Source organism: Microcoleus sp. S1D4 (assembly GCF_036700765.1).
In the GTDB taxonomy this organism is placed as follows: domain Bacteria; phylum Cyanobacteriota; class Cyanobacteriia; order Cyanobacteriales; family Microcoleaceae; genus Microcoleus.
In genome coordinates this window covers 125,873-147,143 of record NZ_JAUBPP010000010.1, presented here as the reverse complement: position 1 = coordinate 147,143, position 21,271 = coordinate 125,873, and the positions used below count along the sequence as shown (strand labels likewise).

The following is a 21,271-nucleotide window of genomic DNA, read 5'->3' as shown; positions in this document are numbered from 1 at the left end:
AGGCAATTGCTCCCCTAAAGTAACAACAAATAAACCTATAAATCCGGCCTATCCTGATAATCTTCCGCAGAACTTGGGTCTAATTCCCACCGACTTTCATCTCGATGTTCCAGCATATCTGTTGTGTGCAAAATAGCTCCGTCGGCCATTTCAATGCCCGCCGCAGCTCCGAGTTCGTCAACCATATCTTGGTCGGGAGTTGGAGCGCTTCCCCCCACCAATTCCTCGCCAGTAGCACGTTCTTGTTCCGCCGCAGCAACCTCGCCATCGTCGCCGCTGAGTTGGGAACTGCTCGAACCGTATTCCGAACCGCTGTCGTTCAAGGTTGTGATTTCATATTGGTTCAATCCCGGTTCAACGATAACGCCGGTGCCGTAAGATTCGGTAATTTCTTGAGGCAAATCGCTGGAATTCTCGCGCTCTTCTGTTATTTTTTCAGCTCGTTTCTTTGGCTGTACCACGATATTTTCTCCTAATTTCTTTTGATTTTATTCAATAGTTCGTAATTTAGCTATTGGCTTTATCTAAATATTCATTAATTGCCAAATGCTTTAATTAATTGTCAGTATAACTGCTTTTATTTTTTTTAGCTTCTATCCCAAGAAATATCTTGATTTGGATCTGCTACAGCGGTTCGATCGCGTTGTGAGATATGCCTTATGCCCCATGCCCTATGCCCCATCCCTCCACTTCGCTCCGCCCCAGGCCCGATGGCACCTTATCTTTCTGAGAAATGTTATATTTCATTGGGAATACAAAAAACATCGCCCATTTGAAAGGGCGATGCTTTTTCTAAGTAGCGCTAACTCTATTCGGGAAAATCAGGAATTACCCATTTGGGAGGTTCCGTCCGTTTCCTTCTGATCGCTTCCTCTGCCATTTCCAGCATTTTGTCGAGAGAGGTATTTTCAATAAAGTTTGACGTTGCCGCCGCGTATTCTCGCTTCGGGCATTTGTCGCCCAAAACGCAGCCATTGACGCAAGCTACAGCACAATCGACAGTGTTCTCCACCATAACTTTTTTCCTTTCACAGTTCCAACAACAAGCAGGCAGATGCTCTTGGTGAATTTGTCAAGAGACTGCCCTTTGTCTTCATTTTACTTTACAAATAGTCGTTAATGTCGATCGCCCGGACAAAACTGTTATAAAATCAAAGCAACCTACCGAATCTGCCGATCGTGAGTAATTCTCTGCGCCGCTTAAAACTTTTACCTTGGCGAGAAATGCTGCAAATTGCCGCCCTCGTCAACTCAATCGTGATTGGAGTTGAGCTATTTTTAGCCTGGGGTTTCACGCAATCGCGCGCAATCCGCAACGTCGTGACGCTTCTCTACGGCTCCTCCCTAGGGATATTGATACCTTTCGTTGCCGCAGTGGGAATGGGAGCTTTAGCAGTGTACTTTTTAGAGCATTGGCATCAGCAATATTTGCTCAATAAAATTAATTTGTGGGTTTTAGTTTTGTGCGTGCTATTGGGTTTGGTGTTAAAGTCATTTCTGCCCATACCTCCTTTGTTAGCAAGTTTATCGGAAGCCGCACTAATCGGAATTACGGTAGGAGTTTTTTGGAAAGGCAGGCCTTATTGGCGATAGTTGTCAGTTGTCAGTTGTCAGTTGGCAGTTGTTAGTTGTTAGTAGTCATTAGTCAGTAGTCAATAGTCATCAGGAAGAGGGACTTTATTGCTTTAAGCAGTTATTGTAAAGTGTGCATTTAGCACCCTACAATAACTGTCAATATCGGTAATAACCCCGGTTTTTTTGATATCATTAATAGGGTGCGTCATCAGAGAAAACTATAGCTTTTTGTACTAAATCTAAAAAATACGCACCCTACAATGACAACTGACAACGGACTTCTTCCTTCTCATTACGGCAGCCAAAAATCGGGAATAAAAGTATTAGTCAAACTGCGAGCAAACTGATTAATCTGTCTCCCGATTTGAATGTGCGGTTCATCAGCCTCTACAGGAATAACTGCCGCTCTGCTGCCAATTCCGAAACGCGAAATTACCAAATTTGCCGCCTCCAAACCAGTAACATAAGCCTTTTCTTGCGACCAAGAACCGTGACGGGTAACAACCCAATCGCCGCTCATCAATACATTATCATAACTTGTTACCGCAGGCAACAAATACTGATAACTTCCCGGTGCAAAATGCGTCACCGCCCGCGACAAGCGAATCGCGCTGCTGTCAATTACTTTAGCATCCCGAAAAGCGGGAATACAAGTCGCTAAATCTCGCTGCACTAAAGCAACAATTTCCTCATCTTTCAAGGGAATCAATTGATTGGCGTGATAAAAGTCAGCTTCGACAACTGTTCCCGGTTCCGCTCGGAATTCGTCGTGCAAAGCATTCAAATCAAAAAATGTCCAACCCGTAGTCGAACTAAATCCAAAACAGGCATTTGAAGGCAGCGGAATGTTAACTTTTCTGTCAAACCAGAGACGAACAGCTAACACGTCAACAGCACCCAAATTCATTACGTCCCTAAATTCTTGGCGGCTTTGCAAAGCGGGGCTGCTGCTAATAATTTTTTGCATTCCAGTAACGCCAACTGCAAAAATAACTGCATCTGCCTCGAAGGTTTTATGGCCACAAACCACGCCAGTAGCTCGGTTGTTGCTGTCCAAAATTAAATCAGTAACTCGTTGATTTGTCAAGACTTTAGCGCCAATTTTTTCCAGGCGATCGACCCAGGGGCGAAAGATTTTTTCTCCGACAGTGCCCCGACACCAAACGACATCAAAATCTGGTTGGTGTGCTAAGATGAAATAATAAAGCATTCCCAAAGCTGCGGCGGCAGAACATTGTTCTCCTGGTGCAAATAAACCTACTAATAACATCGGCTCAAAAGCATCGCGGTACAGCCTCGCAGATACGCCAAATTGTTTGAACAATTCGCGGGCTGTAACGCGATCGTACCTGCGCCAAGCTGCGTCGGAGTTGTCGAAATCTAGGACGGCGTAGAGTAAAGGTAAGGCTGAAAGTCGATCGACTAATGGCAGTCTTTTAAATTTGGTGTAGAGAAAGGTTCCTAACGGTGTGGGAAGTCGCGGCTCGTCCTGAAATATTGGCGATTCTACTTCCAAGCCGGCGGGGGAATACTGACAGGAACGAGTCCAAGGCGTAAACGGATCGAGTCCTAATTCCTTGACTAATGAAAAGATATTTTTGTAGGGATACCAGAAGCCGTGAATGCCTGCTTCTACGGAACGCCCACCGGCGGTTTTCCACCCCGCAACTAAGCCTCCCGGCTGAGGGCCTGCTTCTAACAAAGTTACGTCGTAGCCTTGCTGGGCCAGGTGATAGGTGGCTCCTAAACCGGCCCATCCTGCGCCGACGACGACTATTTTTGGGGCTGGCGATTCTGCTGACATTTTGTACCTCTTCATTTTTGATTTATGATGACATAATTTATGAATAAAAGTGAAATATGCGATCGATTAGCTGAAAGTTATAGTGTTTTTTTGACGGTGGGAAATGTTATATTAAAACGTTAATGTTGGTTTTTTTGATAATTGAGATTCGAGTAAAATACACAAATTAAACGGGTTGTCAATATGCAATTAATTAATTATTTGACTGCTATTTTTGGGGTAATTTGGCAGAACAGCATTTTTCACTGGGCGGCGCTAATTTTGCTGGGCGTGGCTGTTTGGGGCGAGTATACTTCTGTGAAGCAATATCAGCGGTATCTGGGGGCGAAAAGCCGATCGACTTCTGATGCGATCGACTATTTGAGCTCGAAGTCAGACAGCGGTACATCAGGGGCGATCGCACTGCAGCAGCGGGAAACACCTGCAGATACCTGGAAACTGCTGCTAGACTGGTTTAGCGAGCACTTGGCGGGCGAAATTACCGCAGGCGGCGATGCTTACAGGGCGCAGGTAAAATCCGGGCGGTTTGTGTTGTTTCAGTATCCCGCAATTTTAGGGCGATCGGCACCTCGAAGTCAGTGGCGGTTTGTACCGAGTACCTTAGTCGCGCTGGGGGTTTTAGGTACATTTTACGGCATTCAAACCGGCTTGCAAGATGTTAATTTGGGTTCTTTGCAAGATACCAAAGAATTGCTACCATCGATCGGCACCTTGCTGGAGGGAATGAAAACAGCGTTTTCGACTTCTTTGATGGGTTTGGGCTCTTCTAGCATATTTACGCTTGTCTTGGCTTGGGGCGATCGCGCGCGCATTGCTAATCGCGATAATTTACGCAATAAATTAGATAAAATCGCCAAATTACAAACCCCAGAACAAATATTTTCCCGCGCCAATTCTAGCGGCGATGTTGAAAGTGCGATCGCCCTTGCAACCGAAACAATGAAAACCGGCTTTGCTCAAATCGTCGAAGCTCAAAGCAATGTCAACCCCCAGGAACTCGGACAGCAAATCGGTTTAGCAATGGCCCCAGTTTTTCAAGACATCCGCCAAGAGTTATCCTTACTCAAACAAATTAAAGCCGACCAAGGCGAAGAGATATTAAACAACCTACTTTCAGGACTCCGCACCGAAGTAATCGAACCAGTAGTCGGGCGGTTAGATCAAAGCGCCCAGTTAACTCAATCAGCATCCGAAGCTGTCAGAGAACTCAAGAACGAATTGGGCGGAATATCTTCTAGTTTAGCACAATCTATCCTGACAATTCAAACTTTCCAGCAAGATACATTAGTGCAGTTGCAGGAATTTGCCACCAACTTGCAGCAGATTTTAGGACAGTTTCAGACAGACACCCACGGCGTTTTGCAAGAAATGGCTACCGAAATGCGATCGGGAGTTGGAGAAAGTATTGAAGGCATGAAAGCCCAAAGAACAGCATTCCAAGAAAGCGCCCAAGAAGCCGCCAACACCTTTAGAGGAATCCAAGATAACTTGCAAGCATCTCTCCACACTCAAGCAGCACAAGAAAAGGAAATGCTAGAAGGAGTTGAAGCCAGAATGACCAATATTTTAAATGCCACCCACGCAGCTTTTCAAACTCAGTCAGATACCATTAAAGCAGTTGGCGATGAAGCTTCCGGACTGATGGACAAAGCGCGAGAAAATCTGGTTGGTAGTTTGCAAAATGTTGACACTATGCTGCAAAATACCCGCGTTACAGTCCAGGAAGAATTAGACAACTTCCGGGTTACATATCAATCCTCTCTCCAGCAATTCTTTACCGCACAAAACAACTTATTAGAAGGTACTTTAGGTAAACAGCAAAAAGGTTTAGCGCAGGTTGTACTGGGCTTGCAAAAAGTTTTTCAAGAAGAATCGCAGAAGCGCAAATTGATGTCGCAGCAAGTTGACGAAAGTATGGACAAAATTTTGACAACAGCTGCAGAAGTGAGCCAGTTTGCTAATTCTGTGGGGTTGAATTCCAGCCAGCGATTGGCACAGTTGCAGGAACTAGCCAAGATAACCGGACAAGAAGTGTTGCGGGTAGAAAGCGTGTATGAAAAAATGGCAAATCAGTTCAATGTCGAAGGGGAAAGGTTGCAAACTACCTATACAAGTTTGGTGAATCAATTAAATGCAGCTTTGCAAGCGGAACAAGAACAAGTGCGGCGGGTTGAGAGTGCGTATCAAAATATGAGCGATCAGTTCGATCGCGCGCTGCAGTCTGGTAACAATCAATTAATTGGCTATTTGGAAAAAACTACGTCATCCCAGCACAAGTTTTTTGAACAAGCAGATTCTTCGATGGCGAAAGTGTGCAGCGGATTGCAAGAAAGTTCTGACGGTTTAATGCAGGTTGCTCATTATTTGGTGGCTGCTGCTGATAATTTGGGAACGAAGAAATAAGCTATCAACAGTGAGGTTTGTATTTAGGACTTTACTCCTGATAAAGAAGGACTTCAGTCCTCATCCAGTTAGAGAATATGGTCGCGTTTGGGATGATATTTAGAAATAGGTTGAGGGCTGAAGTCCTCACGACAAACTAATTAACAGTGCAAAAATGAAAGATTTATCAGATTTAGACAACGTACCGGAAATAGAAGAAGAGGAAGATTCCAGCGTCTTGCTGTCCATCGGCGATTTAATGTCCGGCTTGCTGATGTTGTTCGCCCTCCTGTTCATCACTGTGCAAATTCAACTCAGCGAAAAGGTGAAAATGCTCGATGAAAAAATCCTTCAGGTGGAAAAACTGCGACAGGAATTGCAGCAATATCAAAACGCATTTAAAGGACTGCCGCAGATTATTGTCAATGCTTTAGAAGGGAAAGTTGGAAACAAAGATATTTTTACAGTTGACCCCGGAACCGGAGATGTCAGTATTCGCGATCGCATTTTGTTTGATAATAACAGTTCTGTGCTTAAACCAGAAGGGAAAAAGTTTTTGCAAGCCTTCATTCCCATTTACAGCCAAGTGCTTTTTGCTAACCAACAGTTTGAAAAACAAATTTCTCGTGTTGTCATTGAAGGACATACCAGTTCTGCCGGTGCAGAACCAAAAAATCTGGAACTGAGTTTGCGAAGGGCTTTAGCTGTTTCTAATTATATGTTTTCCGAGGAGGTAAATTTTCCTAAAAAAGCCCAATTGCAACAGAAAGTATTAGTTTCTGGGCGGGGAGAATTAGATGCGAATCCGAATCAAAATGCAGCGGGCGATCGCAAAGTAGTCTTCCGCTTCCAATTCCGCCGCGAAAACTTGAATGTTGACTTAAACCGCCAATTACCATCCTCCGAAGGTAAAAAATGAAAATTCCCGATCGCAATTTACCGCTGAAACCGCTACCGCACAACTCTCGTTTGCCTCCGCAGACTGAGAAATCAAGAAAGTATTTAAGCCTGATTTGATATAAAATGTGTTGCATCATTATTAGCCAGAACACGCGCGGGTAGCCACAAACCCTTATGAAATCGATCCTTCCCAATCGAAAATCGAAAATCGAAAATCGAAAATTGTATAGCCTGTTACTGCTATTATTCCCCGCCACTGCATGGCTGATTGTTTTCTTCATTTTGCCAGTGCTAATTGTACTTTTGTACAGTTTCTTAGAACGCGGTACTTACGGCGGCGTTACTGCGATATTTACTCTCAGCAACTACCAGCGTTTGTTCAGCGGACTTTTTTTAGGAGTAATTGGCCGATCGCTCTTTTTAGCTTTTTTAACAACCGCAGCTTGCCTTTTAGTTGGCTATCCCCTAGCATTTTTCATCGCCACCCGTCCTCCCCGCTGGCGAAATGCCTTGCTTTTGCTAGTAATTATTCCATTTTGGACTAACTTTTTGGTAAGAACCTACGCCTGGATAATTTTGCTGCGTAGCGAAGGAGTAGTTAACACAGCCCTGCAAAGCCTGCAAATTATTAGCGAACCGTTAAACTTGCTTTTTACACCTTTCGCTGTGGCGATCGGTCTGATTTACGGCTATTTACCTTTCATGGTTCTACCTTTATATTCTAGCATAGAACGCTTCAATTTTTCATTAGTAGAAGCAGCTCAAGATTTAGGAGCAAATGATATTAGAACATTCTGGCGCGTATTTTTCCCATTGACAACTCGCGGAATAGTTGCAGGTTCAATCTTAGTGTTTGTCCCCTCAGTTGGCGCTTTTATTACTCCCGATATATTGGGCGGATCTAAAACAGTAATGGTGGGAAACTTGATTCAAAATCAGTTTATGAAAGCCCGCGATTGGCCCTTTGGTTCCGCCCTTTCTATGTTATTAACAGTAATCATATTGATTCCTGTTTTGGTTTACTTCCACGTCTCTGATGAAACTTAAAGAGGTATAGCCTTTCGAGCCTAACATGAGGTGCTAGGAGTGGGCATAGGGCATAGGATATAGGGCATTGGGCATACCTCACTAAGCTTGAGAACCGCTATAAATTGAGATTTACAGTTAGGTGAGGGCGGGTTTATGAGATTATTTATTTGAGGCGATGGTTTTTGGTAATTGGTTGTTGGTGGCAGTTGTTATACCAAATCCGAGTAACATACCCCCTTTACGATCCGGCGGTTGAAACCGCGTCTACACAAACGATGTCGGCCGGAGGCCACTGGTTCATAAAGGGGAACCCAAACCCGGATTTGGTATTATTTGTTATTTGTTGATTCTAATTCCGAATTACCAATGACTGTTGATTGTTGACTGTTGACTGTTGACAACTAAGAGGGTGGGCACGCACCATCCACCGCCCCTACCAACTAACAAATAACCACCGCCCCTACCAACTAACTACTAACCACTAACTAATAACCACTAACTACTAACCACTAACTAATGACTAAAACAAAACTAGATTTGCTCGTGCGGGCGACGGGGAAAAAGTGGCTATGGGTACAAGCTATACTAGCATTTGCCTTTCTTTACTTGCCAATTCTCATCTTAATTATTTACTCCTTCAACACCTCCAGATTCAATGCCGTTTGGCGCGGTTTTACCCTCGATTGGTATCGCAGCTTATTTAGCAATACAGGTGCGACGATTGCTAGCAGCAGCAGCAGCGGAATTTTGCCCGCACTCAACAACAGCTTGCTGATTGCAGCTATTTCCACTGTGGTAGCGACAATTTTCGGTACAATGCTGGCGCTAGCGTTGGAACGCTTTCATTTTCCGGGACGGAAAGCCGTAGAAGTTTTACTGTTTTTGCCGATTATTATGCCCGAAATTACGATCGGCATTTCGCTGCTAGTTTTCTTTACTCTCGCATTTCGGATCGTAGAAAATCTCACCGGAATTCGCCTCAATCTCGGCTTACCTACAGTAATTATCGGTCACGTTGTCTTTAATATTTCATTTGTGACGATTACTGTCAGGGCGCGTTTGGCGGAACTCGATCCTCAATTAGAACAAGCAGCTTTTGACTTGGGCGCTAACGAATGGCGGACTTTTTGGCGCATCACTTTTCCGCTGATTTGGCCCGCTATTTTTAGCGCAGCATTGCTAGCTTTTACTTTGTCCCTAGATGATTTTGTCGTGACATTCTTCACCACTGGCATCGGTTCCATGACTCTGCCACTATTTGTTTACGGCATGATAAAATTTTCAGTAACGCCAGCGATTAATGCTATTTCAACTTTGATGTTGCTGGCTTCCTTGTTGCTGGTTGTATCGTCGCTAAAAGTTCAAAAAAGTTAAATAAATGTTTTTTGTGTCATAATTATTGTTCGATATAACTCACCAAACCTATGAAACGCCTGCTGAAATTTTTACTTTTGTTTGTGATGAGTGCAACGGTAGCTTTCGGCTGCAGCCCCACAGGTGGCAACCAACAGCAAGTCCTCAACATTTACAATTATGCAAGTTATATCGCCCCAGAAGCGATCGCCCAATTCGAGAAAGAGAACAATGTTAAAATTCAATACGACACTTTCGAGAACAGCGACGCACTCTACGCCAAACTCAAACAGGGAAACCCCGGTTACGACTTAATATTTCCCGCCGATTACATGGTAAAAGTCATGGCAGCGGAGAATATGATTGAGCCGCTAAATTTGCAGAACATCCCCAACAATATCCACCTTGATGCTAAGTTTATTAATCAATCTTTCGATCCCCAAAATAAGTATTCTCTACCCTACCAGTGGGGAACAATGGGAATTGGCTACAACTTGAAAGCCACCAAGGGCGATATCAACAGTTGGGCGGCGATGTTCGACCCCAAATATAACGGAAAAGTCGCATGGCAAGATGATGCCAGATACACTTTTGCAGGAGTTTTAATGTATTTAGGATTTGATCCAAATACCACAAATCCCGAAGAAATTAACAAAGCCCGCGATTTGCTGATTAAAAATAAAAATATCATTGCCGCTTTTGTCCCAGACACTGGTCAAACTCTGCTGGAGCAAGGAGAAGTAAATTTGACAATGGAATGGAGCGGCGATATTTTTCAGGTGATGAAAGAGAGCCCAAATCTCCGTTACGCTATTCCCAAAGAAGGAACCATTGTGTTTTCTGACAATATGGCAATTCCCAAAGGTGCAGCCAACAAAGAGTTAGCCGAGAAATTTATCAACTTCACTTTGGAACCAGAGATAGGAGCAAAAATTTCTAATTTTACCCACTTTGGCTCGCCGAATAAAGCAGCCCTCGATCGAGGTTTAATCGATCCTAAAGATTTGAAAAATCCTCAAATTTATCCGCCGGCTGAGGTGCTTGCTAAAATGAAGTTTTTGCAGGATGTCGGGAAAACAACTGCATTGTACGATCGAGCTTGGACGGAAGTTAAAGCAGGATCTGGAAAGTAGATATCAAACAGGTGGCGGGCTGGTTTGCTTAAATTTTTAGTTTGTATTGGAGTTGCGCCATCGTTAAGAACGGGCTCTCCGGCCCGTTCCACAATAAAATTAAGTTTTGTGGAACAAGCATCTTGCCCGTTCCTAAACAAGTAATTAAGAATAGTAAAATATATCAGTTTAACCGGACTATAACTCATATTTTTTATTGCTCATATAGCAGTTCGATCGCGTTGTGAGGTAATGCCCAGCGGCACCTCATCTTTCGCTCGAAATGCTATAACTCATAGATACTAACACAATGCACGCAGTCGAACTTGTCAACATTTCCAAAATATTTAAAAGTGTCCGCAGTCAAGATTTCTTAGCTGTAGATAACATCAACCTGCAAATTTTCGATCGCGAATTTTTTTCTTTGCTCGGCCCTTCCGGCTGTGGCAAAACTACAACTTTGCGAACGATCGCAGGTTTTGAAACTCCCACAGCAGGCGAAATTTACATTCACGGCCAACCGATGCAAAATCGCCCGCCATTTCACCGCCCAGTGAATACGGTATTTCAAAATTATGCTTTATTTCCGCACATGACAGTAGCACAAAATGCTGCATTTGGGTTGGAAATGGAGAATTTGCCTCAGCCAAAAATTCGCGATCGCGTGGCGGCAGCCTTAGCATTAGTACAGTTGACAGATGTAGAAAAACGCTATCCCCGCCAACTGTCAGGGGGACAGCAGCAGCGAGTAGCGCTGGCGAGGGCATTGGTCAAAGAGCCTTCTGTTTTGCTATTAGATGAACCCCTGGGAGCGCTGGATTTAAAATTGCGTAAAGAGATGCAATTAGAATTAAAAAAAATGCAGCGCAAATTGGGAATTACATTTATTTATGTAACTCACGACCAAGAAGAAGCGCTCACAATGTCGGACAGAATTGCAGTGATGGAAGGAGGAAAACTGCAACAAGTCGGGACACCTGTTGATATTTATGAATATCCGAAAACGCGGTTTGTTGCTGATTTTATTGGCGACAGCAATTTTTTGACCGGGCGAGTAGTAGAAAGGCAACAGGGTCAAGTAGTCGTGTTGGTTGACCAAGAGTTGCCCGTGTTAGTTGCGACTGCAGAAGATTTGCCGGCCGGGAAAACTGTTACCTTGGTGTTGCGGCCGGAAAAAGCTGCTATTTATCCGGCTAATTACGATGCTGAAAATAGCTGGCCGGGAACAGTAGAAGAGGCGATTTATATTGGCACTGATACGCGCTATAGGGTGCGCTTGACTGCTAAAAGCTCGATCGCCCTTCGCCGACAAAACTTGCACCGAGATGACTTACAGCGGCACCAAATTGGCGATCGAGTTCGAGTTACCGTGCCGCCGGAAAGTATCTGCATTCTTTAAAACGTCCCGCTGATTGAAATCTCCTTTATTGCGGTGAAGGCGAAGGAGTTTCCGCTTCCGGCGCGGGAATTTCGGCAGGAGTTGATTCGGGCGACGGCGAGGGACTTTCGCCAGAAGTTGATTCGGGCGACGGCGATGGACTTTCGCCAGAAGTTGATTCTGGCGACGGCGCGGGAATTTCGGCAGGAGTTGATTCTGGCGACGGCGAGGAACTTTCAGCACCGGGCGAGGGACTCTGTGAACCGGGCGAGGGATTTTCTGCAGGACTCGGGACGGAAGTTTCCGGCGGTGGCGGAAGTTGTTCGGGCTCTGGCTGAGGGCTTTGGAGGCTGCGTACCCACAAACCTAAACCTGTAAAGGCTAACATCAGCCCCAACAGCCCCAGCAGCGGCAACCAACGTTTGGACTGTTGTTTTTGAACTGGTTCCGGGGCGGGGGCTGTTTCGGGATACAGCAACTGTTTGGACGATTCTGAAAGCTGAGATTCTGGGATCTTCCCGGTCTTCTGGAGAGATGCTGACCCTGACATTGGCAGGGACACCGACTGGAGAGACACTGGCGCTGACACTGCTGCTGAGGTTGGCGCTGAGGCGGGAGGAAACAGTACCAATTTCTCCGGCGAAGTCCGACAGTAAGTCGCCACGACAGAGGTGTTATCGTAACCGTTTTTCTCGTTGGCGAGGCTAATCCAAGACTGAACAGCAGCTTCCAAAGACATTTGACCCTCTAGCACCGGAGGGCCGTAATTCTCCCAAGATTGCTCTACCCAGTCGTTGTCGGCCAAACCGTCGGAACACAGCAGCAGTAAGCCTTCCTCTTCGAGAATAAATCGCTGAATCGTCGGGCGCAGGAAATCGCCGTCTCGCGTGCCCAAAGCTTGAGTCAGGGCTCCTGCATCCGATCGCAATTGAGTCTCCCAGTATAAACTGTGTCCTAGCTTGACCTCCCTTGACGCTACGTCATCGTCCACAGTCAGCCGCTGACAGTAATTTTTGCCAATCCAATAAGCGCGGCTGTCTCCAACATTGATCAAATAAAGTTCGTGACTGTTATTCGACGGTAAATCATCGGAAACTTTAATTTTTTGAGGCAACTGGAGGGCCATCACCAAAGTCGTGCCCATCCGCTGCCGCAACTCTTTTCCCTGCTCGTTATTTTGATTGGAAATAACATTGTTCACAACTCTGACTATTTCTTCGAGTTGTTTAATTACCATTTCTGGCGTCATCAACTCTTCTTGTTCAGCGATTTCTGCGAGCAAATTTTGAACTAAAGCTTTCAGGGACTGCACCGCTAATTGACTGGCAACTTCTCCTCCTTCGTGGCCTCCAACCCCATCGCAAACCATTGTTAAGTAAGGAATTAGTTTGTCGCCATCTGAAGTTTTGCTAAATTGTAAATCCGCAGCAACGGGATAGCAACTGTCTTCATTTTTGGCGCGCTGCGGCCCGGTATCAGTCATGCCTACTACTTCTAAGTGCAGGGGCAATAAAGCCGCTTGTTCTAATAATAAATCGTTGAGTTCTAGGGCGATCGCCTCTAAATTCATGCTGCTGCGGCGCATAAACAGACAAATCTCTCCGAGTCTCGACTGCACCTCTGGCGCGGCAGATTCCACCAAACCAGACCAAACATCTCCCAAATCCTTAACCGTCGGTACAAAATTTCCAGGGTGCAGTTGCAGCAGGCGTACCCGCCAACCTTCCACCCGCAAATTTTCCGGTACCAGCAAACTCGCAGCGACTCCTTGTTCCGAAAGCGGTGTCCACAGTTGAAGCATTTGCCACAGCCAGTAAACTTGGCGCGCCGCACCGGTGTGAGCCCAAGCTTCTAAAATAGAAGGATGCAGGCTACCAAAATTATTAACTGGCACATTTTCCAGCAACAGCACCTCAGTGGCTTCGGGTTCTTCCCCCACGGAACAAAAACCGTATACTTCCGGCGTATGCAGCCGTTGGGGATACAAATGCAGGTATGGCGCGATGCTATCGGGCAGTTGTTCGGGGACGCTAGGAGGAATAGATGGACGGCTTTCTAGCCAGAGTTGGGGTGCAATGACAAAATATCGATCGGCTATTACCTTACCCGCCGGCACTTCCTCGGCTGCTGGGCCCACAGCCCACAAATACCGATAAATTAAATTGGTTTCGCAAGCTGCACAGTGCTGGCGGCCAAAGGTATTGCGGGGTTCGGGACAGCTCAGATTCGGGCAATAAATGGGTTCTGAGAAACTACTAATCATATCGAAAGAGTTTGTGTAAAAACATTCTGAAGATATTTGATTCTCCAGCTCCAATTCACGAGCTTGAGAATAAACTGATTTTAGCCCCTATCAATTTTTTAACTGCCTTTGGGGCGCTAGAAATTGTAGTTGCTGCCAATGGAGATCGGCTAGAATTGTAATCTAAGTTACTAAAACTTTAACTTTGAGTACGATCGAACCCTGACTGGGGCCGGAGCAGCCTCAACCCGATACCGCGATCGGGCCAGCAATTCGCAAACCCTTGCAGAGTCTGTTGTTGGCACTTTTAAAATCTCAAATTTCCAATCTAAGATATTTCATAGTATCACCAATTCTTTTATGATCTTGACTCCCACGCTTCTTTGGCTGCTAGCTGGGACTTTGCTCTGTTTGGCAGAGTTATTTCTCCCGACTGCTTTTGTGGCTTTTATGATGGGGCTGAGCGCCTTCGCTGTAGCTGGATGCTCTCTAGTTTTACCTTATGTTAATTTACAGATATTCCTGTGGATGGTATTTTCGACAGTTTTTGTGCTGGTCTCCCGGCGCTTGATACCAAAAGGCAAGGTAAGGGCGATCGCAGATTCTCACGAAGCTAAAACTTTAACAGAAATTCCCCCCGGCGAAGCTGGACGGGTGATTTATGAGGGGAATTCTTGGCAAGCTCGTTGCGAAGACACCAAGGCCACCATCCCTCCCAACCAAAACGTCATTGTCGTGGGACGAAAAGGCACTACTTTGATAGTTTTACCAGAAAACTTATTGCATTCTTAAACCAAATGCGTAATTAGTCAGTAGTCAGTAGTCAGTAGTCAGTAGTCAGTAGTCAGTAGTCAGTAGTCAGTAGTCAGTAGTCAGTAGTCATTAGTCAGTAGTCATTAGTGAACAACAGTCAACAGTTAACAATCAACAGTCAACAGTTAACATTCAACATTCAACATTCAAAATTGATAGGAGGCAACTGTGGAACAATTATTTTTACTCGTGTTTTTAGCATTAGGCGGTTCAGCCCTCGCAGGTTCCGTCAAGATTATCAATCAGGGAAATCAAGCATTAGTAGAGACTTTAGGTAAATATAATGGCAAGAAACTCGAACCTGGTTTGAATTTTGTGACACCGTTTTTCGATCGCGTAGTTTACGAGCAAACTATTCGGGAAAAAGTCTTAGATGTTCCCCCGCAAGCTTGTATTACCCGCGACAACGTTTCGATCACGGTTGATGCTGTGGTTTACTGGCGAATTGTAGACTTGGACAAAGCCTGTTACAAAGTTGAGAATCTTCAGTCAGCAATGGTAAATATGGTGCTGACTCAAATTCGCGCGGAAATGGGTCAACTGGATCTCGAACAAACTTTTACGGCTCGTTCTCAAATTAATGAAATCTTGCTCAAAGATTTAGATATTGTTACCGATCCTTGGGGAGTGAAAGTAACGCGGGTAGAATTGCGCGATATTATCCCTTCTAAAACTGTACAGGAATCGATGGAATTGCAGATGGCAGCCGATCGCCGGAAGCGGGCGTCGATTTTGACATCCGAGGGCGAACGCGAGTCAGCAGTTAACAGCGCCAAAGGTAAGGCGGAAGCGCAGGTTTTGGATGCAGAAGCGCGCCAAAAAGCTACTATTTTGGAGGCGGAAGCTCAACAAAAGGCGATCGTCCTGAAAGCCCAAGCAGAACGCCAAAGTCAGGTTTTGAAAGCACAAGCTACTTCTGAGGCCTTGCAAATTATCGGCAAAACCCTGCAAAACGACCCCAATGCGCGGGAAGCTTTACAGTTTTTGTTAGCTCAAAACTATCTGGATATGGGCTTAAAAATTGGCAGCAGCGACAGCAGCAAGGTGATGTTTATGGATCCGCGCAGCATCCCCGCTACGATGGAAGGATTGCGATCGATTGTGAGCGATCCTGTTACTAACAATGAGTTGAAGAATTTGTCTTAGTGGGTTAAAATAGGCGATTAAAATTGCTTTTTTTTAAATAAAGTCCGCCGCAGGCTAAGAGTTAATTCAACTCGCTTGGAGTGGTATTGTCTGACAAGAAGCGATTTCAATCGCCGAGCAACCAATAAGATGATTCGGCGGTTGAAATCGCCAGAAAGTCAAACAAAGTCGGCCGGCCCCGACTGGTTCATAAAGGGTATCCCAAACCCGGATTTGGTATAACTAACAACCAATTACTAATAACTAATGACTCATGACTAATGACTAATGACTAATGACTAATGACTAATGACTTATTTAAGATTCTTGAGCCAAAGTACACCGATCGCACAATCCGAAAAATTCCAATGTGTGATAATAAATTTTGAAAGAATGAGATTGTTGTAATTGGCTTTCTAAGTGATGAACCGGGCACTCATCGATCGTGATGGATGCGCCGCATTCGAGACAAGTGAGGTGATGTTGGTCTTGATGGGCGGCACCGTAGAGAGATTCGCCGCTAGCAAGGGTTCTGACGTGAACGAACCCCTCTCGCTTTAAACCGTCGAGGGAGCGGTAAACGGTTGCTAAGCCCATGCTTTGGTCGCTGTTACGCAGTTCTAAGTAGATATCTTGCGCTGAGAGCGATCGATTCATGACTTTGAGCAAGTTTAAAATACGCTCCTGACTGCGGGTGCGGTTGGTTCTCATAATTTTTTTGTGTAATCTGCTGGAATCACATTTGTCCCTGCTTCTAGGCTATCTTACTCGGGAGAGTCAGTTGGTTTTAGATTTTAGATTTTAGATTTACTTGCTGCAGATTAATCTGGGAACACCAACAGCAGTCTAAAATTTTGGGTACTCCACGACGATTTTCGGGGAGCATCTGGTGGCGTTGATAGTGCGATCGTCCCCGAAGAGCGAGTACAATACGGGAGCGGGAAGGCTCGCACGCTCAATAAAAAAATGCTTTTTGGCAAACTGAGATGCTCCCTATTTTCCGGGGATGGTAGCAGTTTATTGGAGTTCCAAGGTCGATCGCGCGCAACCTGGTTGTAGAATACAAGGGCGCTAACTTGCACATCACCCACCGCAACATTCCCGTGACTCAGAAATATCTTGCCCAAATCTATGTTACCCTCCGCCCTTCGGTTTTAGACCCGGCCGGCACTGCCGTACAGTCCGGTTTGCAACACATGGGATACGACAATGTTGAGGGCGTCCGCATCGGAAAGTACGTTGAATTGACGCTGACTGCTGCGGGCGAATCGGAGGCCCACGAACAACTCGATCGCGTTTGCGACCAACTTTTGGCAAATCCAGTTATTGAGAATTATCGCTTTGATTTGACTGCAATTCCTGTTGCTGTGGAGACAGTGGCGGCATAAATGCGATCGTCCCTAGCGTGTTTTTAAACCCGGAGACCCCCCCTAACCCCCCTTAGTAAGGGGGGGATAAGAGGGTTCTCAAATTCTTTGTTAAAAACACGAAAACTACGAGCACTCAAACTCCCCCTTCTTAAGGGATTTAGAGGGATCTAGACTTTGATACAAGCGAGAGAAACCTAAGATTTCAGTCTTAAGTTAACACCTCTTCCCTCGGACTGATGACGTTGGACGGAAAACTCGGGCGGGACAGCAAAACATGACGTTGGACTAATGACTACTGACTACTGACTACTGACTACTGACTACTGACTTCTTCCTTCAACATCTGCTTATGAAATTTGGAGTTATTGTTTTTCCCGGTTCAAATTGTGATCGCGATGTGGTGTGGGTAACTCAAGGGTTGCTGCACCAACCGACGCGGATGATTTGGCACGAAGATACCGATATTTCGGATATTGACATCATTGTAATTCCCGGCGGTTTCAGTTACGGAGATTATTTGCGGTGCGGCGCGATCGCCCGTTTTTCTCCGGCAATGCGAGCTACGGCAGAACACGCCAAACAAGGTAAACTTGTACTCGGCATCTGCAACGGTTTTCAGGTGTTGACAGAAGCTGGTTTGCTCCCCGGTGCTCTGGTGCGGAATGCGGGATTGAATTTTATTTGCGATCGGGCTTCCTTGAAAGTCGAACGCGGTAATACTCGTTGGACTGCGGCTTATACTACGGGTGAAATCATCGATTTGCCGATCGCCCACGGCGAAGGAAATTATTATGCTGATCCGCATACATTAGCAGAGTTAGAAGAGCACAATCAAGTGCTATTTCGCTACTGCACAGAGGCGGGAAAAATTAACGATGCTGGCAATCCCAACGGTTCGTTAAATAATATTGCGGGCATTTGCAATCGGGCTGGCAATGTGTTAGGAATGATGCCGCATCCTGAGAGGGCTTCCGATCCGATGTTGGGCGAAACTGATGGAATCAAATTGTTTCAAGGGTTGCTGATGGCAACTGTGGCGGCTGTTTTGTAGTCCATCTTTGCCTATAAAAAAAACTGTTTGTAGTAAGGACTTTAGTCCTTCTCGATATGTTAAGAAAGCAAGGAGTACGGAAAACACATCGAAACTCAGCAAAAACTAATACAGATTTTGATGGGATTCGGGGTGATGTGCGGTTTCTGGAGTTGTTGGGATAAAGGCGTGTCAGTAGTTACCCACTCCGACAAAGAAACCGGGTTTTTACCTAATTTTTGGACGAGAATCAAGTATTGTCGTAAAAAACCCGGTTTCTGGCGCCGCGCCACCTAGCAAAGAAACCGGGTTTTTACCTAATTTTTGGATTTTAATGAGATATTGTCGTAAAAAACCCGGTTTCTGGCGCCGCGCCACCTAGCAAAGAAACCGGGTTCTTACCTAATTTTTGGATTTTAACGAGATATTGTCGTAAAAAACCCGGTTTCTGGCGCCGCGCCACCTAGCAAAGAAATGGTTGAGGGGCGATCGGGTTTCTCACCGCCGGGAATCTAATCATTTTGATCCAATCCTAACGGCACAAAATACTGGCTGTAAACCACACTATCAGGCTCCCAAAGAGGCCGCCAATAGACATTCTGGATCACGGCCTTCTCCCCATCACCCTCAGCCGGCCACTGAAAACTGACGATCGCAATATTACTGTATCCCACAATCTCATCACCCTCTTGTAGCCAGCGATTCCGCCACAACAGCGCTATAAAATTCCACCACCTATGCAGCCACGACAATTGTTTATTTTTGTGAGTTCTAGTTGACATCTCACCATTTTCATGAGGCAAAAATACCCTAGCTTTTTGTCGTTTCATCCAGTCAATTCGATAGCCCCAATCAGGAAAAGATTGCCTATTCCTCACAGCAGCAGCCACAGCCTTCTTTCTGCTACCTCTCGAAATTTTCACCAACTCCAGCGGCTCGTTCCATCCCAAACATTCGTGCGATCGCTCTGGCAATAGCGACTTAACCTTAGTATGAATCACATGAGTTTTCCACTCTTCATTAATCAAAGCACTAGCCGTTAACTGCGCCAATACAGAATATTTTCTACCGGCGATTTGAGATTTTATATCCAACTCAGATCCAGGTGGCAAACACTCAACATCCGGGCGAGAAATGCCAAAATGCTTGTCAGACCAATAACTCAGCCGCACAGCAGCAGCATAGTGAATATCCCCCGTCAAAACAATCACCCGATCGCGCTGCTTAAAAAACTCCGACAACAGCTTCATAAAAGCCAATTCATGAAAATTCCAAGCATCCCCCGCATCACTATTAAAAACCTTTCCCTGTTTCAAATCTAACTTTTGCACCGCATCAATAATCCACAAACCCACCAAATTAGTCGGCAAAACTACCAGCGTCGCCTCAATCTTAAACTCCCCAGTTTTATTCAACAAATCAGTCTCCCGCAAAGGCTGCTGAATTTGCTCTTCAAAACCCTTGTGAGTCAAAAGCATCGGTGGATCGATCGCACTTTTCACCGGATATCCCCGCCAAGTCCGCGTATCCAGCACAATCACCTCATGCTTAAAACTTCTCACAGTAAAATGCCAACTCAAAACCTCACTTACGCCGTCACAATCGCGATCCAAAATCAAAACATCATCATCTAACTTTAACTTCGGCAAACCAGTCTCAATATCAACCGCCGGAATCCCCAAATACGAAGCCGCCTCTTCCCAAACAGCAACATCAGTCCCCGCCGAATTCGACCACTTTTGGGCAGCCTTTAATAACTTATCTCCGACATTTTCGCGATCGAACTGTGCGGGCGTATTTCCCCAAGCCTGAAACACAGCATAAGCCAGCAAAGCATTCTGCACCACCCGGCGGCCAAGCGGCTTACCCAGCACCCGGTAACACCACTCCCGATTCAAATACCAATCATCACTAACATCATGATCGTCACAAATCATATAAGTCGGAATATTAGCCAGCGCCCGCCTCACCCTCCACAAATTGCCAGCAAAACCGCCAAGTTCAACAACTTCTCTATCCCAGACTTTTGCCAGCTTAGAATCTAGACAAATATCCTTACCCTTCGGAAAATTATCGCACCAAAGTACAGGCGACCAAACTAACAAATACATCGCGCAATATTCGCCCAAACCGAACAAATGACTTTTCGCCTTGTCCGGTTTATTCACCAACATCGCCGTAAAGCCGCCAAAATCTCTGGCAATATCGCTGCGAGTCCCCGGCTTTAACTCAATTGGCTTTTTGTAGTCAGACTCAGCCTTAGACTGTTTCCCAATAGGCGACTCTCTAAAAATTTCCCTTTTTTGGCCAACTACATTTTCGTTTTCTGAATTTTTAGGTATACTGATACACAAATTCAAATTCTTTTTTATTTGGGCATCATTCATCAGGGGCATATTTTCTTCCCAGCCCAAAAGTGTATCGCCAGCATCCGTCAAAGCCCACAGCAGGGGATCTGCAACGTCATCCCCGTAAATTTGGTCGCCTGTTAAAAACAGTTGGTGGGGACGGAAATTTGCCATTCCTGCAAACTGTGCGATCGAATTATCCAAGATTGGCAGCGCATCTCTGCCGTCTCCCTGGGGCTTGCGACAAGAACCGTGAACAATACGCAAATAGTTTAAATCTTGCGGTGGCAGGGCAAAAGTCGGCAACCCGTGAGGGAAATAACCGATCGTCTCCGGCGAGGAAACTGACAAATTAGGGGATGCAGGCCACAAGCAAGAAAGGAGATTTTCTTTCTCTTTGTCTGGAAGTGCAACCTCCGAGGGCGAATCAGGACTTGCAGCAAACTCTATGTCATAAGCATAAATTTTTCCGTATGTCAAGACTTTGCTGTCGATCGATTTAGCCGTCACGGCCACTACGTGCAGGTATTTCCCGATCGCCACGGTAGTGTTCGTACCTTGGAGTAGCGGTGCACCGAGAATTTCGCCGGTGCCGCCCTCAGTCGCATAAACCTTGAGTTCTACTTCGCGGGGTGCTTTCAGAGCCAGCCAAACTGTCACCGCCCCTGTTTCAGTCCGGCGCAAAATCGGGCCGGCCAGGATGAGCGGCAAGTGATGAATTCGATGATTTAATGGTGTCCACGACATAGGATTAAAAAAAAATAAAATAAAATTAGGGGTTTTCTAGCAATTCAGATGTGAGGCGATCGA

General features: G+C 45.5%; 17 protein-coding genes. 11 read left to right on the top strand and 6 right to left on the bottom strand.

Going from position 1 to position 21,271, the window contains the following annotated elements; translation table 11 throughout:
* Nucleotides 1-35: 35 nt before the first annotated feature.
* Nucleotides 36-461, bottom strand: a complete 426-nt coding sequence (locus tag QT998_RS13005) for a DUF6335 family protein (protein ID WP_333087301.1) — start codon at nucleotides 459-461, stop codon at nucleotides 36-38.
* A 347-nt stretch (nucleotides 462-808) separates the two neighbouring features.
* Nucleotides 809-1,015, bottom strand: a complete 207-nt coding sequence (locus QT998_RS13000) for a hypothetical protein (protein WP_194009348.1) — start codon at nucleotides 1,013-1,015, stop codon at nucleotides 809-811.
* A gap of 164 nt (nucleotides 1,016-1,179) precedes the next feature.
* On the opposite strand from QT998_RS13000, the gene QT998_RS12995 reads away from it, so the two are divergent.
* The gene (locus QT998_RS12995) at nucleotides 1,180-1,593 is read left to right on the top strand and encodes a peptide chain release factor 1 (RefSeq protein ID WP_333087303.1); all 414 of its coding nucleotides are present in this window, start codon (nucleotides 1,180-1,182) and stop codon (nucleotides 1,591-1,593) included.
* Between the two features lie 274 nt (nucleotides 1,594-1,867).
* Here QT998_RS12995 and QT998_RS12990 read toward each other — a convergent pair whose 3' ends face one another.
* Nucleotides 1,868-3,379, bottom strand: coding sequence for a hydroxysqualene dehydroxylase (locus QT998_RS12990; RefSeq protein WP_333115381.1), 1,512 nt, complete (start codon nucleotides 3,377-3,379; stop codon nucleotides 1,868-1,870).
* A gap of 183 nt (nucleotides 3,380-3,562) precedes the next feature.
* Here QT998_RS12990 and QT998_RS12985 point away from each other — a divergent pair, with 183 nt between their 5' ends.
* The 6 genes from QT998_RS12985 to QT998_RS12960 all read left to right on the top strand — a co-directional run bounded on the left by QT998_RS12985 (nucleotide 3,563) and on the right by QT998_RS12960 (nucleotide 11,554).
* Nucleotides 3,563-5,782 (top strand): hypothetical protein, encoded by a 2,220-nt coding sequence (locus QT998_RS12985; protein WP_333115383.1) that lies wholly within the window; start codon nucleotides 3,563-3,565, stop codon nucleotides 5,780-5,782.
* A gap of 154 nt (nucleotides 5,783-5,936) precedes the next feature.
* A complete protein-coding gene (locus QT998_RS12980; RefSeq protein ID WP_333115385.1) occupies nucleotides 5,937-6,680 on the top strand; it encodes an OmpA family protein in 744 nt (247 codons plus the stop codon).
* Between the two features lie 155 nt (nucleotides 6,681-6,835).
* A complete protein-coding gene (locus QT998_RS12975; protein WP_333115386.1) occupies nucleotides 6,836-7,708 on the top strand; it encodes an ABC transporter permease in 873 nt (290 codons plus the stop codon).
* Nucleotides 7,709-8,206: 498 nt separating this feature from the next.
* Nucleotides 8,207-9,064, top strand: coding sequence for an ABC transporter permease (locus QT998_RS12970; protein ID WP_194065925.1), 858 nt, complete (start codon nucleotides 8,207-8,209; stop codon nucleotides 9,062-9,064).
* A 50-nt stretch (nucleotides 9,065-9,114) separates the two neighbouring features.
* Complete coding sequence (locus QT998_RS12965) at nucleotides 9,115-10,176, top strand: ABC transporter substrate-binding protein (RefSeq protein ID WP_194065926.1); 1,062 nt, start codon at nucleotides 9,115-9,117, stop codon at nucleotides 10,174-10,176.
* A 289-nt stretch (nucleotides 10,177-10,465) separates the two neighbouring features.
* Nucleotides 10,466-11,554 carry an ABC transporter ATP-binding protein gene (locus QT998_RS12960; protein WP_194065927.1) on the top strand — a complete coding sequence of 363 codons (1,089 nt, stop codon included), beginning with the start codon at nucleotides 10,466-10,468 and terminating at the stop codon, nucleotides 11,552-11,554.
* A gap of 25 nt (nucleotides 11,555-11,579) precedes the next feature.
* Here the strand turns inward: QT998_RS12960 and QT998_RS12955 are convergent, their stop codons facing one another.
* On the bottom strand, nucleotides 11,580-13,796 hold the full coding sequence (locus QT998_RS12955; protein WP_333115390.1) for a protein phosphatase 2C domain-containing protein: 2,217 nt from the start codon (nucleotides 13,794-13,796) through the stop codon (nucleotides 11,580-11,582).
* A gap of 339 nt (nucleotides 13,797-14,135) precedes the next feature.
* Here QT998_RS12955 and QT998_RS12950 point away from each other — a divergent pair, with 339 nt between their 5' ends.
* Together QT998_RS12950 and QT998_RS12945 are read left to right on the top strand one after the other, a co-directional pair.
* The gene (locus QT998_RS12950) at nucleotides 14,136-14,567 is read left to right on the top strand and encodes an NfeD family protein (RefSeq protein WP_194065929.1); all 432 of its coding nucleotides are present in this window, start codon (nucleotides 14,136-14,138) and stop codon (nucleotides 14,565-14,567) included.
* Between the two features lie 189 nt (nucleotides 14,568-14,756).
* Nucleotides 14,757-15,734: an SPFH domain-containing protein gene (locus tag QT998_RS12945; RefSeq protein ID WP_333087312.1), complete on the top strand. Its 978-nt coding sequence runs from the start codon at nucleotides 14,757-14,759 to the stop codon at nucleotides 15,732-15,734.
* A gap of 297 nt (nucleotides 15,735-16,031) precedes the next feature.
* Here QT998_RS12945 and QT998_RS12940 read toward each other — a convergent pair whose 3' ends face one another.
* Nucleotides 16,032-16,424 carry a Fur family transcriptional regulator gene (locus tag QT998_RS12940; RefSeq protein WP_194009360.1) on the bottom strand — a complete coding sequence of 131 codons (393 nt, stop codon included), beginning with the start codon at nucleotides 16,422-16,424 and terminating at the stop codon, nucleotides 16,032-16,034.
* Between the two features lie 392 nt (nucleotides 16,425-16,816).
* Here QT998_RS12940 and purS point away from each other — a divergent pair, with 392 nt between their 5' ends.
* Together purS and purQ are read left to right on the top strand one after the other, a co-directional pair.
* A complete protein-coding gene (gene purS / locus QT998_RS12935) occupies nucleotides 16,817-17,101 on the top strand; it encodes a phosphoribosylformylglycinamidine synthase subunit PurS (protein ID WP_333087492.1) in 285 nt (94 codons plus the stop codon).
* Between the two features lie 331 nt (nucleotides 17,102-17,432).
* A complete protein-coding gene (gene purQ / locus QT998_RS12930; protein WP_333115392.1) occupies nucleotides 17,433-18,134 on the top strand; it encodes a phosphoribosylformylglycinamidine synthase subunit PurQ in 702 nt (233 codons plus the stop codon).
* 491 nt (nucleotides 18,135-18,625) lie between these two features.
* Here the strand turns inward: purQ and QT998_RS12925 are convergent, their stop codons facing one another.
* Entirely contained in the window at nucleotides 18,626-21,172 is a 2,547-nt protein-coding gene (locus QT998_RS12925; RefSeq protein ID WP_333218032.1) for a PhoD-like phosphatase, read from the bottom strand.
* Nucleotides 21,173-21,271 lie beyond the last annotated feature (99 nt).